Origin of the sequence: Caloramator mitchellensis (assembly GCF_001440545.1) — a bacterium.
GTDB classification, from domain to species: Bacteria; Bacillota; Clostridia; order Clostridiales; family Caloramatoraceae; genus Caloramator; species Caloramator mitchellensis.
Genome location: NZ_LKHP01000007.1, coordinates 36,222 through 53,329, shown reverse-complemented (window position 1 = coordinate 53,329; position 17,108 = coordinate 36,222). Strand labels below are relative to the sequence as shown.

Here is a 17,108-nt window from a genome sequence, read left to right as displayed (position 1 = left end):
CTAATATGTCATTCTGCGATAATCTAAAAAAATATTTGGGGTATGAAGTTGGACTTTATGATTTGAATGGTAATCTTTATGAGGGTAAAGATGTTGGGTTTAAATATACTGATGATATTTTAACAGGCGATATAACTTGTATAAAGCTTGACAATAGTATTTTGTCTGTAAATAGTAAATTATCGCAGGATGCCTGTAACCTTATAAAGCTTATTTTTGCTGCAAATAGACCAAAGGAGGCTGCAGATGTTCTGCAGCCTCTTGAGTATATTTTAAAGAATGATATTTCAAATGATAAACTTATCGGGAAATTTATCAACAAAGTTGTAATGTTCATATCTTGTCCTGCAAAATACCATGATATAATTTATAGCATTTATGAGGGTTATGATGCAGAAATAGTAAAGGATACTGATGGACTTTATATAGTTAAAGAAATGGATGAATTTGAGGAAGAAGCAGAGTCTATTGTAGAGGAGCTAAAACAACAGGGTGCAATTAATGTAATTTTATCTTCTGGGAGAACTGTGAAGGGTAATTATACAATTAAAAACTCAGCACTTCATGCTAAAACTGCTGCAACTCTTGCGAAAAACTTAGGCTATAACGAAGGATATTTTCATATTGATAAAATGATATTATATGGTATAATTTCAGAGAGTGAATATTCAAAGATTGATTTTTATTTAAACGGTGGTTATGAAGGATTTTATGATGTTTATAGAGATAAGGAACTTATAAATACAGCTGAAGAACTTTTCAGGTGCCATCTTAATATAAGCGAGGCATCAAGAAGATTGTATTTGCATAGAAATACACTTCTTTATAGGATTGACAAGATAAAAAACTTAACGGGACTTGACATTAAAAAATTTGAAGAAGCTGTAGTTTTTAGAACTGTTGTAGCTATATTCAATCTAAAAAGAAAATAGGGGGAAACATTATGGTTACAATAAAGGACGTAGCAGAAAAGGCTGGAGTATCCCCATCGACGGTTTCAAGAGTTATCGCAGATAGTCCAAGGATTAGCGAAGAGACTAAGCAAAGGGTTAGAAGTGCAATGAAGGAATTAGGGTATCATCCTAATGCAATTGCCCAGAGCCTTGTTAATCGTGTTACAAGAACTATTGGGATTGTAATGCCGCGCTCGGCTGAACATGTATTTTTGAATCCATTCTTTCCAGAGGCGTTAAGAGGAATTTCTAAGTATGCACATGATGAAGGTTATTGTCTTCTTCTGACTACCGGAAATACAGAAAAGGAGCAGATGGAGTCATTAAAATCCATCGTATATGGTGGAAGAGTAGATGGATTAATTTTAATGTATTCAAAGGTTGAAGATAAAATACTTGGAAAATTACTTGAGCTTAATATTCCATTTTCTATGATAGGAAGGCCGTATTCTTGTGAGGATATTAATTATGTAGATAACGATAATGAAAAAGCCGCCTATGAAGCAACTAATTATCTTATTAAAAAGGGACATAAAAGAATAGGGATTATTAATGGCTCACTGAGTTTTGTAGTTTCTCTTGACAGATACAGAGGTTATAAAAGAGCGCTTGTTGAAAACAATATAAACCTTGATGAGAGTTTATTAACTTCAAGCGACTTTGTTCAACAGGGTGGTTATGATTGCATGAATTTACTGTTATCTAATCAAAATCCACCTTCTGCAGTGTTAGTTACAGATGATTTAATGGCATTTGGAGCAATAAGAGCGGCAAGGGAAAAGGGATTGAAGGTTCCTAATGATGTTTCAATACTTAGCTTTAACAACATACCTCTATCAGAACACGCTACACCACCATTAAGTTCAATTGATATTAACGTTTATAAACTTGGCTATGAAGCTGCAAAAATTCTAATCGATGAAATACAAGGAAGAAGCGCAGAAAAACAGAATATTATCGTTGAAACAAAGTTAATCGCAAGAAAAACAGTTGTAAACAAGAAATAAAATGAAGGTGATTTTGTGGAGATTAGCTTGTTTAATTCCGTTGATGAAGTGAATAAGAGTAGTTTGGTAGATAAGAATGTTGTTGTTATAGATGCTTTAAGGGCAACTTCTGTTATTGTAACTGCGGTTAACAATGGAGCTGTTGTAATACCGATTTTGGAAATTGAAGAAGCATTAAAGCATAAAGATAAAGGTTATCTTTTAGGTGGAGAAAGAAGAGGTTTAAAGATTGAAGGATTCGATTTAGGAAACTCACCTTTTGAATATAAAAGGGAGATTGTAGAAGGAAGGAAAATAATTTTTACGACAACCAATGGAACAAGAGCAATTTATAAGGCATTCGATGCAAATAATATATATATTGCTTCTATGCTCAATGGAAAAGCAACCGCAAGGAAGGTAGTTGAAGAAAATAAAGATACTGTAATTATTTGTGCCGGAACTTATGGGAGATTATCGCTTGATGATTTTATATGCGCTGGCAAAGTAATTTATGAAATGAATTATTTAATGGAATGCCGGCTTGATGATTCTTCGACGGCTGCATACCTAGCATACAGGGACTATAAGGATAAAATACTTGAGTATGTTAAAAATGCAAAACACTATAAATATCTTATATCCATCGGATGTGCTGAAGATATACGATATTGCTTTACTGAGGATATAATAGATGTTGTTCCTTGTTATAGGGATGGAGAAATAAAAGCAGCTCCATGAATTGTTTCACAGACTTGAAATAGTTCATGGAGCTTAGTTTTTAATTTTGCTTTTGTTTAAACAATCTGTAAAATCAAGAATTTGAGGTATAAAGTTTCTCCTGAATTCCAGAGGATTGGGTGGTCCTTTGATTGAGTTCTGTATTCAACCTGTCTAATTGTTTTTTTAGCGTCAATCGCAGCCTCCATTATAACCTGATTAAAAAGGTCAGGAGTCATATGATGAGAACAGGATGCAGTAACTAAAAATCCGCCTGGCTTTAGAAGTTTCATGCCCCTTAAGTTAATTTCCTTATACCCTCTAAGGGCGCTTTCAACAGTTCCCTTTGACTTTGTAAATGCTGGAGGGTCAAGTATTACGACGTCGAATTTTTTGCCCTCCTTAGCCCACGGATGCAATACGTCAAACGCGTTGTGGGCTTCAAACTTGCAAACATTTTCAAGACCATTTAGTGCAGCGTTTCTTCTTGCAAATTCTACTGCATGCTGAGATATATCAATTCCAAGGACGCTTTTGGCACCGTAATAACCAGCATGTAGTGAAAATGAACCGGTATGGCAGAAGCAGTCTAAAACATCTGCACCCGTAACTATATCCTTAAGAGCAGCTCTATTTTCCTTCTGGTCAAGAAAGTATCCCGTCTTTTGCCCATTTTCAAGGTCAACATAAAATTTAACACCGTTTTCTTCAGAAACAACAGTAGTTTCAAAAGGCTCAGATAAAAATCCCTTTGTCTGCTGCAATCCCTCAAGTTCCCTTACTGGAACGTCATTTCTTTCATAAATACCCTTAGGATTGAAAACTTCTTTAAGTATTTTTACAATTGTATCTTTCCACCTTTCAATTCCTAATGAAAGTGTTTGAACAACTAAATAGTCGCTATATTTATCTACGATTAATGCTGGGAGAAAATCTGCTTCTCCAAATATTACTCTGCATGAGGTAGTTTCGATGACCTTTTTTCTATATTCCCATGCGCTTATAATTCTCCTTCTAAAAAATTCCTCGTTAATTTCTTCATCTTTATTTCGAGTCATTATTCTTACTGTAATTTGTGAATTAGTATTTATGTATCCTTTTCCTATGAATTTGTTTTTATAATTGTATACTTCTATAATATCTCCATTTTCAAAGCTTCCATCAATGCTGTCAATTTCACCAGCAAATATCCACGGATGCCCCATTTCGGCCCTTAATCCTTTTTTGTATTTTAATATAACTTTTGTCATAATCATTCCTCCATATAGTATTTTCATGTGTAGTATATCATAAATTTAAAAAATAAAACAACAAAACTTCGGATTTCTCCGAAGTTTTAATCTTTCTTATGCATTTCAACATAATCTACAAGTATTTTCATTTCTTCTGACTTAAGAGCTATAAACTCTCCGCCTGCAAAATATTCTCCGTATTCAGCTTTATTCCATATGATTTTTACAAGGGCCTTAAAAGGAATATTGCTTTCTACTCTAAAATAAAAGGATAAAAATGAACCGACTGGTATAAAAAAGTTTGAACGAACGCAAATTCCTGCCTCTGAAACATCACAAACATTAAGCTTATGGTCTTCATCTAAGAAGGTTTTTTTATCATCATTTAAAAATATCGTTGGATATAATATTTCGCAATCCATCGGCACTCTATCAAATTTTCGCCTATTCAACGCTTCCATAAAACCCCTCCCTAAGTGACATTCACTTGATTTCTTGACTTCTTGAATTGTTTGAAAATTTATATTAGCTTTAGTAAATTGGGACTTCTTATGGTGATGCAAATTACATGAATTAAAGTAATTCATCAAATAATATTTTATTTCTTTAGGTATTATTATAATATATAAAATCTTCAAAAGTCCATCATTTTTAATAAATATAATCTTTTAATACATTAAATTTTGAAAACTGCAAAAAATATTATCAGATTGGAGGGATATTATGAGAAATTATCTAAACGTTAAGATATTTTTTATTATGCTTGCAGTTGATATAGCGATTGTTCTTGTGACATTCTTTTTGTTTTCAAGGTTTATATCGGGTGAAAAAAGGCACAGAATTTGGGAAAAGTATATAAGTTCTTTCTCAAGGTTTGTAATATATTTATTCTTAGTGACAGTAATAATTAATGCAGCAACAGCTCTAATAGTTTATTCATTAAGGTATCAAAAGTATCTTAATTATATTGCTCCAGCAGTTCAATCAGTTCTTATAGGTTTTATTGCATCTTGTGTTCCAAGGCGTGGAGTCGAGGAAAATAAACAGAAGCAGTAGATAATTCCCATGAAGATTATTATATTTGAGCATATAAAATCTTCATGGGCTGTAAGAACAATTAAAAGTAAGCAAATTAAATTTAACTCATTTAAAAAATTTAATTTATACTATTGAAATGACTAAAAAAATGTTGTATAATTGAATATGTTGATTTCGGGGTGTGGCGCAGATGGGAGCGCGCGTGGTTTGGGACCATGAGGTCGCAGGTTCAATCCCTGTCACCCCGACCATAGGGTTTAGCTTAACGGCTAGACCTTTTTTTATTAATATTTTTAAGTTTTGTAGCATTATTATTGTTTGAATTGGTAAAAAATGATATAATAATCTTGTTGAATTTCGGGGCGTAGCGCAGATGGTAGCGCGTGTGGTTCGGGACCATAAGGCCGCAGGTTCAAGTCCTGTCGCCCCGACCATCGATAAGCCTGCAACTTAAGTTGCAGGCTTATAAAGTAATAGAAACTATTAGGGGGAGTGGGCTTGAATAGAGTTGCGAGATTTGTAAGACATAAATTAATAGGGGATTTGGATGGAAATGCTTATGTTAGTGTCTTATTTGAGCCAATGTGGGCAGTATTTGGAGGGATGATATTCTTTTATCAGCCTTTATATATGAAAAATTTAGGGCTTACAGAAGTTCAAATGGGTTTTTTGAACTCTCTTGCGGCGGCCCTTGCAGTTATAACCTCGTTTGTTGCTGGACCAATAACAGATAGGTTGGGAAGGAGAAGGACAACTTTAATTTTTGATTTAATTTGCTGGAGCGGCGCGATGTTAGTATGGGCTATATCGCAGAATTTTTGGTATTTTCTCGTTGCTGTGGTTTTTAACTCCTTCAATAAGGTGTCTTTTACATCTTGGACTTGTTTATCTATTGAAGATACTCCTGAGGACAAGAGAGTTACGTTTTTCAGTTTAATTATGATAATAAACTTAGCATCAGGCATTTTTGCCCCTATAGCAGGGCTCTTAGTTGGCAAGGTTGGCGTTGTCTATGCTATGAGATTGATATATGGTCTTGGATTTATCAGTATGACTTTAATGTTTCTTGGAAGAAATAAATTGACAAAGGAAACAAAAATAGGCTTGGAACTTATGAAAAAACACAGCGATATTTCGCTGAAGGAAAAAATTAAAGATTATAAGGATGCGATGATTTTTTTCTTCACAAATAAAATCACATTTATAGTCTTTCTCATTATGCTTTTGACTTATCTTCAGAATTCATTTTTATACTTTCAGGCTGTTTATTTAAAGGAAGCTTTAGGGATAAAGGAGTCATTGACTTCCATAATTCCCGGATTGTCTGCTTTTGTTAATCTTGTAGTTTATTTCAGCGCAATGAAGGCGCTTACTAAAGAAGGAGAAGCTAAAAGTTTATTTTTGGGGCTTTTGTTAAACTCAATTGGTGTATTTATATTTTTGTTTGTTAAACCTAAATTTTATATATTGCTTGCTGTAAGCACAATATTCATGGCGGCAGGAAATATTATAACAGTAACCTTTAGAGAAACTCTTTGGAGCAATGTTATTGGAGAAGAGGAAAGAGCAAAGATATTTTCGGCAGGGCAGGGTATTATATCTTTAGTATCAATACCAGCCGGCTATATAGCTGGGTATTTGTATGATGTAAAGGCTATTTATCCTTTTGTCATAAGCTTTGTTTTATATGCTCTTTCGTTTTATCTTTCAACAATTGTTCTAAAAATAAATAATAGTAAAGAAGGGATATAAATGGGTAAGGGTGCTATTGTCTATTTTTCAATGGGCGGAAACACAGAATTTGTCGCTGGATTAATTCAAAGAATAACAGGCTTTGATTTAATCAATATAAAACCTATGAAGGAGCTTAGGTATAAGGGTTTTTTAAAGGTATTTATAGGCGGGAAAATGGCTTTGTTTGGAGAAACACCTGAGATAAAAGATTTAGAGAAGGACATAAATGGTTATGATACCATAATTATCGGAACTCCTGTCTGGGCAGGAAGGCCTAATCCCTATGTGAACACATTTGTATCAAAGTATGATTTAAAGGGGAAAAAGGTGGCATTGTTCGCCTGCTGTGCAGGAGACCCAAATAAGACTTTTGATATTTTAAAGGGGAAGATAAAGGGAAATGTCACTTCAACCATTTTCTTTAAAGAAGCCTTGAAAAATAAAAATTTGGGAATTGAAGAAAAAATTAAGGAATGGGTTAAATCGATTATCTGAACTATTAATAATTTTTTTAAGCTCCACAGATGATTTTGAAGTTTAAGTTTTAAAATGCTGAACTCAAATCATATGTGGAGCTTTAGATATCTTATGAATGTTAGTTGCAATATATTTTAAAACTTCACTTTTTTATTTTTTTGAAAATGGCTGAATCAAAAATATTTGTATTTATTTAATTATACTCTTGTTTATAGCACCCCATAGATAAAGGGATAAAATCGTTCTGTAGGGTTTAAATTTATCGCTAAGCTCCCTTAAATAGTCATTCGAAGGCAATTCAATAAGGTTATACAGCCATTGAACCGACTTTTTAAGACCTAAATCCTGAATTGAAAATACATCCATTCTACCTAATGAAAAAATTAGAAACATCTCGGCTGTCCATCGTCCAATGCCCTTTACTTTAATAAGTTCATTAATAATCTCTTCGTCTCCAAGTTTATCTATTTCATTGATATTAACAATTTTATCTTTTACCTTTTGTGAAAGGTCCTTTACATATACAACCTTGCTTCTTGACAAACCTACATTTCTTAAATCTTCATCTGAAACTTTTAATATGTTTTCATAATTTACTTCGCCTAACAAAGACATGACTCTGTTCCAGATGGTTTCGGCTGCCTTCATCGAGAGCTGTTGACCTACAATTGCCTGAACAAGAGAGGAGAAGTAGTTTTTTTCAAGTGTAATTTCTATATCCCCAACCATTTTAACAAGCTCTTTGAATTTTTTGTCCTTATTTGCAATTTTCTTTACTATCGAATCATTAGAAGATAAAATTATCTTATCCATGGTAACCTCCTTTTTATGCTGGTTATTTATATTTTAGCATAAAAGATAGCTAAAGAAATGAAAATTGTAAAACTTTACTGAAAAATTTGCAGCATAATGCAATTGACAACATTAAATCCAAACATTATAATTTATATAAATATCCAAAAACTGTGATGGGAAGAGTAGGTGTGGGAAGTAGTTTTAGCGAGTCGGTGGTGGTGGAAGACCGATACGAAGCCCATATTGAAGAACATCCCGGAGTTTCCTATCGAAATCAAGTGAGAGTAGGTTAGGACGTAGCTGGAACGTTATATCCAGAGGATATGTTAGTATCTTTAGAGCGGCCAATAGGCAATTTGGGTGGCACCACGGAAGTTAAGCCTTTCGTCCCATTAGGGATGAAGGGTTTCTTAATTTTTTGGTGCCTGTCACTTAAGATTAAGATTTATAGATAATTTATAAAAGGGAGGGTTATCAATGCTTACAATCGAGGTAAAGGAATTATACAGAGGCTGGAAAGACCTTGTTGGCAAGGATGTAAAGGTATCAGGTTGGATAAGGACAATTAGAAGTTCAAAGAGCTTTGGATTTATTGAGCTTAATGACGGAACTTTCTTTAAGAACTTACAAATTGTTTTTGAAGAGAAATTAGAAAACTTCAAAGAAATTGAAAAGCTTCCTATAAGTTCATCGATAACTGTGGAAGGAAGGGTTGTTGAAACTGAAGGAGCGAAACAGCCATTTGAAATTCATGCAGACAGAATAATAATCGAAGGATATTCCCATTCAGATTATCCGCTTCAAAAGAAGAGACATACTCTTGAATATTTAAGAACGATTGCCCATTTAAGACCAAGAAGCAATACCTTCTCAGCAGTTTTCAGGGTTCGCTCGGTAGCAGCTTATGCAATTCATAAGTTCTTCCAGGAAAGAGGCTTTGTGTATGCACATACTCCAATAATAACCGGAAGCGATGCTGAAGGTGCAGGACAAATGTTTAGAGTAACTACTCTTGATTTAGAAAATCTTCCAAGAAAAGAGGATGGAAGCATAGATTTTAACGAAGACTTCTTTGGAAAAGAAACAAACCTTACTGTTAGCGGCCAGCTTGAGGCTGAGATATTCGCACTTGCATTTAAGAAGGTTTATACGTTTGGACCTACATTCAGAGCAGAAAACTCAAATACTCCAAGGCACGCTTCAGAGTTTTGGATGATAGAGCCTGAAATTGCGTTTGCAGATTTAAACGACTATATGGACCTTGCAGAGGATATGGTTAAATATATAATCAGCTATGTTCTTGAAAACTGCCCAGAAGAAATGGAATTCTTCAACAGCTTTATAGACAACACATTATTAGAAAGATTAAACAATGTATTGAATTCAGACTTTGAAAGAATAACATATACAAAAGCAATAGAACTTTTGAAAAACTCCGGAGAACAGTTCCAATTCCCAGTTGAATGGGGCTGCGATTTACAGACAGAACACGAAAGATATATAACAGAAAAGATTTTCAAAAAGCCTGTTTTCGTGACAAACTATCCAAAGGAAATAAAGGCATTCTATATGAGACTTGATGATGATGGCAAGACAGTTGCAGCAGCAGACCTTTTAGTTCCTGGTGTTGGTGAAATAATAGGTGGAAGCCAGAGAGAAGAAAGATATGATGTTCTATTAAACAGAATAAAAGAACTTGGTATGAAGGAAGAGGATTACTGGTGGTATTTAGAACTAAGAAAATATGGTGGAACAAAGCACGCAGGTTATGGACTTGGATTTGAAAGAATTTTAATGTATCTAACAGGAATGAGCAATATAAGGGACGTAATTCCATTCCCAAGAACTCCAAGAAACGCAGAGTTTTAATAAAAATACCCAGAAACTGTATTTGATGCAGATTCTGGGTATTTTTATTTACTTGTATTGAAAATAATGGTAAAATAGGATAAAATATAAATATATGTGCACATAATGTGCACGGAAGGAGGGCTCGCTATGAATAGGTTTGCTTTTATTATTCATCCGATTGAATATGAAGATGTAAGCCGCAAGTTCAAATTTTTAAAAAACTTTTCTAAAAGGACAGTTGAAAGATTTACAATGATGCTCCCTCCACTAAAGGTTTCTAAAATTACAGGGGTAAAAAGTCAATATTCGGAAACAGAGGGTTGGTTTGTTGCAGTGCCATTAATTTCAAATCAAATGTTAGAACTTCCAGAGGAAGTTGTCTATGACAAAATAATAAAGGCGGGAAAGATTGCTGAAAAGCTTGGCGCTGACATTGTGGGGCTTGGAGCAATGACTTCAGTAGTTGGAGATGCAGGTATAACGATTGCAAAAAACTTAAACATAGCTGTTACTTCAGGAAATAGCTATACAGTTGCAACTGCAATTGAAGGTGCAAAAAAAGCTGCTGAAATTATGGGAAAATATCCGGATGAGTGCAATGTTGCAGTAATTGGAGCAACTGGTTCTATTGGAAAAGTATGTGCTGAAATGATGGTTAAGGAGGCAAAATATTTAACTTTAGTTGCAAGAAACGAGGAAAGACTAAAGGATTTTTCAAATAGCATTGAAAGAAAATATAATAAAAAGATATACTCTACTTCAAGTGTTAAAGATGCACTTGAGGATGCTGATATAATAATCACAGTAACAAGTTCTGCTGATGTTTTAATCCACCCAGAATACTTAAAACCTGGTGCAGTGGTTTGCGATGTTGCAAGGCCAAGGGATGTTTCAAAGGAAGTTGCTCAAAAGAGAAATGACGTTTTAGTAATTGAAGGGGGAGCAGTTGAAGTTCCAGGGGATGTAAACTTTAACTTCAACTTTGGTTTCCCACCAAAAACAAGTTATGCCTGCATGGCAGAGACAATGATACTTGCAATGGAAGGAAGGATAGAAAATTATTCTCTTGGTAGAGATTTAACAGTTGAGCAGGTAGAAGAAATAGCACATCTTGCAAAAAAACATGGATTTAAGCTCGCTGGTTTTAGAAGTTTCGAAAGGCAAGTTCCACAGGAGATGATTGAAGAGATAAAGAGAAATGCAAAAATAAAACGCAGTTTCTCTGCCTAAGAAGTATAGAAGTGAAATAATTTAAAGGGTATTTCCCTTCTATTTAATTTCTAAGGAACCGGAGGAGTGCCAAATGGTTAATTTTATAGATTTTATTGCTGTTATAGTTACTTTTGGATTGCCGATTGCTTTTATCGCTTTAATTTTCATATTTGTATCAATTAAAATAAAAAGTATAGAAACTAAGCTTGATAAAATATTAAAGTTTATAGAAGCTAAAGAATAGATAAAAACAATATGAAATGAATAGATAATGAAAGAAGATGAATTAAAAGCAATCAGAAAAATACTTAAAAAGACAAATGCAGAAACATGTCAGAATTGCAGATAATACTACTTGTAGTTAATCAGAAAGGTCACACAGTTTCGACTGAAGTGGCCTTTCTTCTTAGCATGTGAGTAGAGAAAAGACGTATATTGAGACACCGAGTCAGCCTAGACGTTGAAATAATCGTTCATTGATAAAAACAGAAATATAGCATATAATAAAAGTAAGGAATTCATTGAATTCGCAGAAAGGAGTTTGAGACTTATGGAAATTGCAAAAATTACTGCAAAGGGTCAGATAACGATACCTATTCACATCAGGAAAAAGCTTAACTTAAAGGACGGAGACAAAGTTGTTTTCATTGAGGAGAACGGCAGGATTGTAATGGAGAACTCAACCAAGGTTGCGCTGCGTGCGGTTCAGGATGCCTTTGTCGGGGAAGCTGAAAGGCTGGGGTTGAAAACAGAAGATGATGTTGTCGATTTAGTAAAACAATTTAGAAAAGAAAAATAGGAGAAAAAGCCATGAGAATAATGCTTGATACAAATGTTATCATTTCGGCAATACTTTTTCGGAGTGAAAGTTTAAGCCTACTTATTGAGAAGGCAGCAGAAGATTACACGTTAGTGCTTTCGACGTATGTTGTAGATGAACTGAAATCAGTTGTTGAAAGGAAATTTCCTAATAAAGTAAAAGCAATAGAGAAATTTTTGACAGTGTTATCCTATGAGTTGGAATATTCACCAGAAAATTATGAGGGTGCTCCACTGTTTGAAATAAGAGATGAAAAGGATTACATGGTTTTACACACAGCAATACTTGCTGATGTTGATATATTGATTACAGGGGATAAAGATTTTAAGGATATAGAAATTGAACGACCTGAAATACTGACACCAAAAGAATTTTTGGAAAAATATTAAGGCAGGTGTCAGCAATGACCATGCAGGGGACTGTTAATCTAACCTTCTTTTTCTGAAAGAATCAAAAATAAACTAATTAAGAGTTCTTATGAATTACTAGTAAAAAAATGAGGGGGTATATTGCAGAACCCTTCTGTTACAACTTTGAGGTTGCATTTGGTTTTAGAGATTTAGTTATTGATAATAATAAGATTTAAATTTTATAACAATATCATCGTCCAAAGAAAGACTTCGAGAGATATCAAAAGACAGCAGAAAACTGAATATACAGAATCCAATAATCATCGGATGGGCAAACTACTTTTCACTTGCAAAAGGGAAGAAACACATGGAAGAACTAGACCGATGGATAAGAAGAAGATTAAGGATGTGCGAATGGAAACTATGGAAAAAGGTTAAAACAAGGATAATGAATCTAATAAGATTAGGAGTAAAGCCAAACATCGCATATATGTAAGCTAATACCCGAAATGGATACTGGCATACTGCAAATAGTTACATCTTATCGACAACTCTAACTAACGCATATTTTAATCAATTAGGTTATAAAAGCCTAGTATCACAGTATTCTAAAATGCATGAAAACTAACGAACTGCGTATATCAGACCGGTATGTGCGGTGGTGTGAGAGGACGCTGAATAAAATAATTATTCAGCTCCTACTCGATCATCAACTTCTTAAAAACATTTCTCCAACCTTATATACATCCCCAGCCCCCATTGTGATTAAAAGGTCGCCTGGATTTAATACGGTTTTTAGGTATTCAACTATTTCTTCAAAGCTTTGGATATAGGTTGATTTAACTCCGTTTTTCTCAATTGCATCGCTGAGCATTTTTGAGCTAACAAGACCCGTATCTTTTTCTCTTGCTGCGTATATATCGGCTAATATAAGCTCATCCACATTATAGAAGGCTTCGGAGAATTCTTTAAATAATGAATAGGTTCTCGTATAGGTATGAGGCTGAAATACGCAGTATATTTTGTTGTGGGGATAATTTTTTGCTGCCTTGAGTGTAGCTATTATTTCAGCGGGATGATGGGCATAGTCATCAACAACTACAACTCCATTTTTCTCTCCCTTTTTCTCAAATCTTCTGTGGGTTCCCTTAAAATCCTCAAGGCTTTTTCTTATGGTTTCTAAATCAATTCCGAGGAAATGTCCACAGGCGATAGTTGCAAGTGAGTTTAATACATTGTGCTCGCCAGGGATTGAGAGCTTAAATTCACCATAAAAACTGCCATTTAATGTTGCAGTAAATGATGCGCATCCACGTTCATCGTATGAAATATTTTCTGCTCTAAAATCACCCTTTTTGATTCCATAGGTTAATTTATTGCAATCTAATTTTTCAAATATCTCTAAAACGTTTGAATCGTCGGCACAACCAACTGCAAGGCCTTCCTTTGGAATGAGCTTTCCAAATTTCAAGAAGGCATCCTTTATATGATTTATATCTCTATAATAATCAAGGTGGTCGGCATCTACATTTAGTATTACTCCAATGTATGGATAAAACTTTAAGAAGCTCTCCTTGTATTCACAAGCTTCTGTAACAAAGTAATCGCTTTTTCCAACCTTTACGTTTCCGCCGATTGCGTCAACTTCTCCGCCTACCATCAGTGTAGCATCTAAATTTGCGTTTAAAAGCATCAGAGAAACAAGGGAAGTTGTCGTTGTTTTTCCATGGGTTCCTGCAATTGCAATTCCTTTTTTATACCTTTTCATGATCTGGCCTAAAAACTCTGCACGGTCGTAGATAATCAAATTCTTTTCCCTTGCAGCGATAAGCTCAGGATTATCATCCTTAACCGCCGCAGTATATACAACGATATCAGCATCGCCTATGTTTTCTGCAGCATGGCCTATGAATATTTTTGCACCCATTGTTGAAAGCTTATCAGTAAGATGAGAAGAAGCTCTATCTGAACCAGAAACATTATATCCATATTCTAAAAGTATTTCGGCAAGTGCACTCATGCTTATTCCGCCAATTCCAATAAAATGAACTTTTTTATTGACATCTCTTTCAAGTTCAAACATCGTATCACTCCCACAAAATAATATGTATATAAATTATAGCATACAATATTGAAATCAGGTATATTTTTATTTAGAATGAAGATTAGGAAGACAAAAAAGGCAATTATACGCTATATAACATAACTAAATTAATAATATGTATAAAAGACTAAAAAAATGACAAAAATATTTAGATGAATAGGATGTGGTATAAATGGAAAGACTAAACAGGAAGGAAAGAGTAGCAGCAATACTAAAAATACTTTCAGATAACCCTAATAAGGTGATTAGCCTTAGCTATTTTCAGGACAATTTCAGCATGGCTCGTTCTACACTGAGCGAGGATGTTACAATACTTAAAAAGGTCGTTGAAGACATTGGAGTTGGAATTGTCGAGACTGTTGCAGGTCCAACCGGGGGAGTTAAATTCATTCCTAAAATGAAAGATGAAGACAAGTTCGAATTTTTAAACGAACTTTGCAACAAACTGACATCCTCTGATAGGATTATGCCGGGAGGGCTTATATATGTAAATGATGTAATTTTTTCTCCTGAGATAACAAACAAATTGGGAATACTATTTACAAACTACTTTATTGATAAACAACCGGATTATGTTGTTACAGTAGAAACAAAGGGAATACCTCTTGCTATGATGACCGCGAGGTATTTGAATGTTCCGCTTGTCATAGTAAGAAGAGAAGCAAGGGTAACGGAAGGAACAACCGTAAGCATTAACTATCTTTCGGGTTCAACAAAAAAGATTCAAACAATGAGTCTTTCAAAAAAGGCTATTAACAAAGGAAGCAGAGTGGTATTTATAGACGATTTTATGAGGGCTGGAGGAACAGCGAAGGGTATAATTGAACTTATGAAGGAATTTGAATCAAGAGTTGTAGGAATTGGAGTCTTTGTTGAAGCCAAAACCGATAGAAAGCTTGTAAATGACTATATATCACTCTTAACTTTAGAAGGTGTCGATGAACATGAAGGGAAGATTATAATAAGACCTAATAAATAATAAAAAATTTTTCGAAATTTTCACAAATTTTAGCAGGATTTTTAAAAAATATGAAGAATATATTATTTAAGCAACTTGGAAGGTGGTGAAATGTTATGCAAATAACAGATGTAAGAGTAAGAAAGGTTATGAACGAAGGAAAGATGAAGGCAATTGTTTCAGTAACATTCGACAACGAATTCGTGGTTCACGACATTAAAGTTATCGATGGACAAAACGGGCTATTCATTGCGATGCCATCGAGAAAAACACCTGATGGTGAATTTAAGGACATCGCACATCCAATAAACACAACAACAAGAGAAAGATTACAATCAGCAATTCTTGCAGAATATGAAAAGATAAAGAATTTACCAGATGAAGCTGAATAAATAAAAAGGAAGTCAAACTTCCTTTTTATTTTTTTTGTTAATTTAATTGCAATAATTTTATTAATACAATATAATAAAAAGGGAAAAAAATATCGAATAGAGGTGCAAGGTATGAATAACTGCTATGGAATAATACTAGCCGCAGGTGAAGGTAAAAGGATGAAATCAGACTTACCAAAGGTTTTACATAAGTTGTGCGGCAAATCTATGATTGAACATGTTATCCGTGCACTTTTAGGCGCAAATGTAGAAGAATTGAACATAATAGTAGGACACGGTGCTGAAAAGGTAAAAAATTATCTTGGAGACGGATACAATTTCTCATATCAGGAAAAACAACTTGGAACAGGTCATGCTGTGATGTGTGCTGAGGAGTTTTTGTCAAATAAAAAGGGAACTGTTATTATTCTTGCTGGAGACACACCACTTGTTACATCTAAAACCATATCTGAAGTATTTCAATATCATATTAAAAACAATTTTCAAGCGACAGTTATTACAGGCGATCTGGAAAATCCTAAAGGTTACGGAAGAATTATCAGAGACGCTAATGGTAATTTGGAAAAAATAGTTGAAGATAAGGACGCCAGTGAAATGGAAAAATTAGTTAAAGAGATAAACTCAGGGGCATATTGCTTTGATATAGAATCTTTATTAGGTGTATTAAAAAAGATTAACAATGATAATGCTCAAGGGGAATACTATTTGACAGATGCTATTGAAATACTAATAAAAGAAGGCAAAAAAGTTGGTGCATATAAAACTGATTTTGAAGAATTTTTAGGTGTTAATTCAAGGGCACAGCTATTTGAAGCCAGTGAAATAATGAGAAGAAAATTAATACTAAAACATATGGAAAATGGAGTTACATTTATAGACGCAAACAATTCATATATAGATGTCGATGTAAAGATTGGCATAGATACTGTTATTTACCCCGGAACATTATTAGAAGGTAGGACAATAATAGGTGAAAACTGCGTAATAGGGCCTAACACAAGGCTCGTAGATGTAATCGTTGAAAACCATGTCGAGATACAAAATTCAGTTGTTTTTGAGAGCACAATTCAAGAAGGCGCTAATGTTGGTCCATTTGCTTATATTAGACCAGAGAGCAATATAGGTAGAAATGTTAAGATAGGCGATTTTGTTGAGATTAAAAAATCAACAATTGGAGATGGAACAAAGGTTTCACATTTAACATATATAGGAGATGCTGAAGTTGGAAATGGCTGCAATTTTGGATGTGGAACTGTTGTTGTAAATTATGATGGACAGAAAAAATACAAGACGATAGTAAAAGATAATGCGTTTATTGGATGCAATACTAATTTAGTTGCTCCTGTTGAAGTTGGGGAAAACGCATATATTGCTGCAGGCTCAACCATAACAGAAAATGTTCCAGACGGAGCTTTGGCAATCGCAAGGGAAAGACAGGTTACAAAAGAAGGTTGGGTAGAGAAAAAGGGAATATGGAAAAAATAAC

19 protein-coding genes, 2 tRNA genes and 1 other annotated feature are annotated in these 17,108 nt (G+C 34.1%); of the genes, 17 read left to right on the top strand and 4 right to left on the bottom strand.

Annotated elements, in window-relative coordinates; translation table 11 throughout:
- Window positions 1-5 precede the first annotated feature (5 nt).
- From ABG79_RS07225 to ABG79_RS07215, 3 genes are read left to right on the top strand one after another with little or no spacing between them, the layout of a single operon-like run.
- Window positions 6-932, top strand: a complete 927-nt coding sequence (locus ABG79_RS07225) for a PucR family transcriptional regulator (RefSeq protein ID WP_057978636.1) — start codon at window positions 6-8, stop codon at window positions 930-932.
- 11 nt (window positions 933-943) lie between these two features.
- Entirely contained in the window at window positions 944-1,960 is a 1,017-nt protein-coding gene (locus ABG79_RS07220) for a LacI family DNA-binding transcriptional regulator (RefSeq protein WP_200956806.1), read from the top strand.
- Window positions 1,961-1,975: 15 nt separating this feature from the next.
- Complete coding sequence (locus ABG79_RS07215) at window positions 1,976-2,680, top strand: 2-phosphosulfolactate phosphatase (protein WP_057978632.1); 705 nt, start codon at window positions 1,976-1,978, stop codon at window positions 2,678-2,680.
- Between the two features lie 56 nt (window positions 2,681-2,736).
- Here the strand turns inward: ABG79_RS07215 and ABG79_RS07210 are convergent, their stop codons facing one another.
- Together ABG79_RS07210 and ABG79_RS07205 are read right to left on the bottom strand one after the other, a co-directional pair.
- On the bottom strand, window positions 2,737-3,912 hold the full coding sequence (locus ABG79_RS07210) for a class I SAM-dependent rRNA methyltransferase (protein WP_423230093.1): 1,176 nt from the start codon (window positions 3,910-3,912) through the stop codon (window positions 2,737-2,739).
- A gap of 83 nt (window positions 3,913-3,995) precedes the next feature.
- Window positions 3,996-4,352, bottom strand: a complete 357-nt coding sequence (locus ABG79_RS07205; RefSeq protein WP_057978628.1) for a PilZ domain-containing protein — start codon at window positions 4,350-4,352, stop codon at window positions 3,996-3,998.
- 262 nt (window positions 4,353-4,614) lie between these two features.
- Between ABG79_RS07205 and ABG79_RS07200 the strand changes: the two genes are divergently transcribed.
- The 5 genes from ABG79_RS07200 to ABG79_RS07180 all read left to right on the top strand — a co-directional run bounded on the left by ABG79_RS07200 (window position 4,615) and on the right by ABG79_RS07180 (window position 7,158).
- Window positions 4,615-4,947, top strand: coding sequence for a hypothetical protein (locus ABG79_RS07200; protein ID WP_057978626.1), 333 nt, complete (start codon window positions 4,615-4,617; stop codon window positions 4,945-4,947).
- 157 nt (window positions 4,948-5,104) lie between these two features.
- Window positions 5,105-5,180 (top strand) — tRNA-Pro (locus tag ABG79_RS07195).
- A 107-nt stretch (window positions 5,181-5,287) separates the two neighbouring features.
- Window positions 5,288-5,363: transfer RNA gene (locus ABG79_RS07190), tRNA-Pro, on the top strand.
- Between the two features lie 64 nt (window positions 5,364-5,427).
- The gene (locus ABG79_RS07185; RefSeq protein ID WP_057978624.1) at window positions 5,428-6,681 is read left to right on the top strand and encodes an MFS transporter; all 1,254 of its coding nucleotides are present in this window, start codon (window positions 5,428-5,430) and stop codon (window positions 6,679-6,681) included.
- Entirely contained in the window at window positions 6,682-7,158 is a 477-nt protein-coding gene (locus tag ABG79_RS07180; RefSeq protein WP_057978622.1) for a flavodoxin family protein, read from the top strand.
- A 171-nt stretch (window positions 7,159-7,329) separates the two neighbouring features.
- On the opposite strand, the gene ABG79_RS07175 is transcribed toward ABG79_RS07180, so the two are convergent.
- Window positions 7,330-7,953, bottom strand: a complete 624-nt coding sequence (locus tag ABG79_RS07175; RefSeq protein ID WP_057978619.1) for a DNA-3-methyladenine glycosylase family protein — start codon at window positions 7,951-7,953, stop codon at window positions 7,330-7,332.
- 143 nt (window positions 7,954-8,096) lie between these two features.
- Window positions 8,097-8,330, top strand: a binding site (T-box leader).
- Between the two features lie 82 nt (window positions 8,331-8,412).
- Between ABG79_RS07175 and asnS the strand changes: the two genes are divergently transcribed.
- From asnS to ABG79_RS12395, 6 genes are all read left to right on the top strand, one after another.
- Window positions 8,413-9,804: an asparagine--tRNA ligase gene (gene asnS / locus ABG79_RS07170; RefSeq protein ID WP_057978617.1), complete on the top strand. Its 1,392-nt coding sequence runs from the start codon at window positions 8,413-8,415 to the stop codon at window positions 9,802-9,804.
- 129 nt (window positions 9,805-9,933) lie between these two features.
- Window positions 9,934-11,016, top strand: coding sequence for an NAD(P)H-binding protein (locus ABG79_RS07165; protein WP_057978615.1), 1,083 nt, complete (start codon window positions 9,934-9,936; stop codon window positions 11,014-11,016).
- Window positions 11,017-11,089: 73 nt separating this feature from the next.
- Window positions 11,090-11,242, top strand: a complete 153-nt coding sequence (locus ABG79_RS12510; protein ID WP_160318228.1) for a hypothetical protein — start codon at window positions 11,090-11,092, stop codon at window positions 11,240-11,242.
- 306 nt (window positions 11,243-11,548) lie between these two features.
- Complete coding sequence (locus tag ABG79_RS07160) at window positions 11,549-11,797, top strand: AbrB/MazE/SpoVT family DNA-binding domain-containing protein (RefSeq protein ID WP_057978613.1); 249 nt, start codon at window positions 11,549-11,551, stop codon at window positions 11,795-11,797.
- A gap of 11 nt (window positions 11,798-11,808) precedes the next feature.
- The gene (locus tag ABG79_RS07155) at window positions 11,809-12,207 is read left to right on the top strand and encodes a putative toxin-antitoxin system toxin component, PIN family (RefSeq protein ID WP_057978611.1); all 399 of its coding nucleotides are present in this window, start codon (window positions 11,809-11,811) and stop codon (window positions 12,205-12,207) included.
- Window positions 12,208-12,409: 202 nt separating this feature from the next.
- Complete coding sequence (locus tag ABG79_RS12395; RefSeq protein WP_152978224.1) at window positions 12,410-12,664, top strand: group II intron maturase-specific domain-containing protein; 255 nt, start codon at window positions 12,410-12,412, stop codon at window positions 12,662-12,664.
- A 213-nt stretch (window positions 12,665-12,877) separates the two neighbouring features.
- Here ABG79_RS12395 and murC read toward each other — a convergent pair whose 3' ends face one another.
- Window positions 12,878-14,251 carry a UDP-N-acetylmuramate--L-alanine ligase gene (gene murC, locus ABG79_RS07145; protein WP_057978609.1) on the bottom strand — a complete coding sequence of 458 codons (1,374 nt, stop codon included), beginning with the start codon at window positions 14,249-14,251 and terminating at the stop codon, window positions 12,878-12,880.
- Between the two features lie 193 nt (window positions 14,252-14,444).
- Here murC and purR point away from each other — a divergent pair, with 193 nt between their 5' ends.
- The 3 genes from purR to glmU all read left to right on the top strand — a co-directional run bounded on the left by purR (window position 14,445) and on the right by glmU (window position 17,107).
- The gene (purR, locus tag ABG79_RS07140) at window positions 14,445-15,251 is read left to right on the top strand and encodes a pur operon repressor (protein ID WP_057978608.1); all 807 of its coding nucleotides are present in this window, start codon (window positions 14,445-14,447) and stop codon (window positions 15,249-15,251) included.
- A 95-nt stretch (window positions 15,252-15,346) separates the two neighbouring features.
- Window positions 15,347-15,622, top strand: coding sequence for a septation regulator SpoVG (gene spoVG / locus ABG79_RS07135; protein ID WP_057978606.1), 276 nt, complete (start codon window positions 15,347-15,349; stop codon window positions 15,620-15,622).
- Window positions 15,623-15,733: 111 nt separating this feature from the next.
- On the top strand, window positions 15,734-17,107 hold the full coding sequence (gene glmU / locus ABG79_RS07130; protein WP_057978603.1) for a bifunctional UDP-N-acetylglucosamine diphosphorylase/glucosamine-1-phosphate N-acetyltransferase GlmU: 1,374 nt from the start codon (window positions 15,734-15,736) through the stop codon (window positions 17,105-17,107).
- The last annotated feature ends 1 nt before the right edge of the window (window position 17,108 follow it).

Bases quoted from the DNA above. Each gene is read 5' to 3' on its own strand.
- ABG79_RS07225 (WP_057978636.1), top strand. From the start codon at position 6: ATGTCATTCTGCGATAATCTAAAAAAATATTTGGGGTATGAAGTTGGA.
- ABG79_RS07220 (WP_200956806.1), top strand. From the start codon at position 944: ATGGTTACAATAAAGGACGTAGCAGAAAAGGCTGGAGTATCCCCATCG.
- ABG79_RS07205 (WP_057978628.1), bottom strand. From the start codon at position 4,352: ATGGAAGCGTTGAATAGGCGAAAATTTGATAGAGTGCCGATGGATTGC.
- ABG79_RS07200 (WP_057978626.1), top strand. From the start codon at position 4,615: ATGAGAAATTATCTAAACGTTAAGATATTTTTTATTATGCTTGCAGTT.
- ABG79_RS07180 (WP_057978622.1), top strand. From the start codon at position 6,682: ATGGGTAAGGGTGCTATTGTCTATTTTTCAATGGGCGGAAACACAGAA.
- ABG79_RS07175 (WP_057978619.1), bottom strand. From the start codon at position 7,953: ATGGATAAGATAATTTTATCTTCTAATGATTCGATAGTAAAGAAAATT.
- asnS (WP_057978617.1), top strand. From the start codon at position 8,413: ATGCTTACAATCGAGGTAAAGGAATTATACAGAGGCTGGAAAGACCTT.
- ABG79_RS07165 (WP_057978615.1), top strand. From the start codon at position 9,934: ATGAATAGGTTTGCTTTTATTATTCATCCGATTGAATATGAAGATGTA.
- ABG79_RS12510 (WP_160318228.1), top strand. From the start codon at position 11,090: ATGGTTAATTTTATAGATTTTATTGCTGTTATAGTTACTTTTGGATTG.
- ABG79_RS07160 (WP_057978613.1), top strand. From the start codon at position 11,549: ATGGAAATTGCAAAAATTACTGCAAAGGGTCAGATAACGATACCTATT.
- ABG79_RS07155 (WP_057978611.1), top strand. From the start codon at position 11,809: ATGAGAATAATGCTTGATACAAATGTTATCATTTCGGCAATACTTTTT.
- murC (WP_057978609.1), bottom strand. From the start codon at position 14,251: ATGTTTGAACTTGAAAGAGATGTCAATAAAAAAGTTCATTTTATTGGA.
- purR (WP_057978608.1), top strand. From the start codon at position 14,445: ATGGAAAGACTAAACAGGAAGGAAAGAGTAGCAGCAATACTAAAAATA.
- spoVG (WP_057978606.1), top strand. From the start codon at position 15,347: ATGCAAATAACAGATGTAAGAGTAAGAAAGGTTATGAACGAAGGAAAG.
- glmU (WP_057978603.1), top strand. From the start codon at position 15,734: ATGAATAACTGCTATGGAATAATACTAGCCGCAGGTGAAGGTAAAAGG.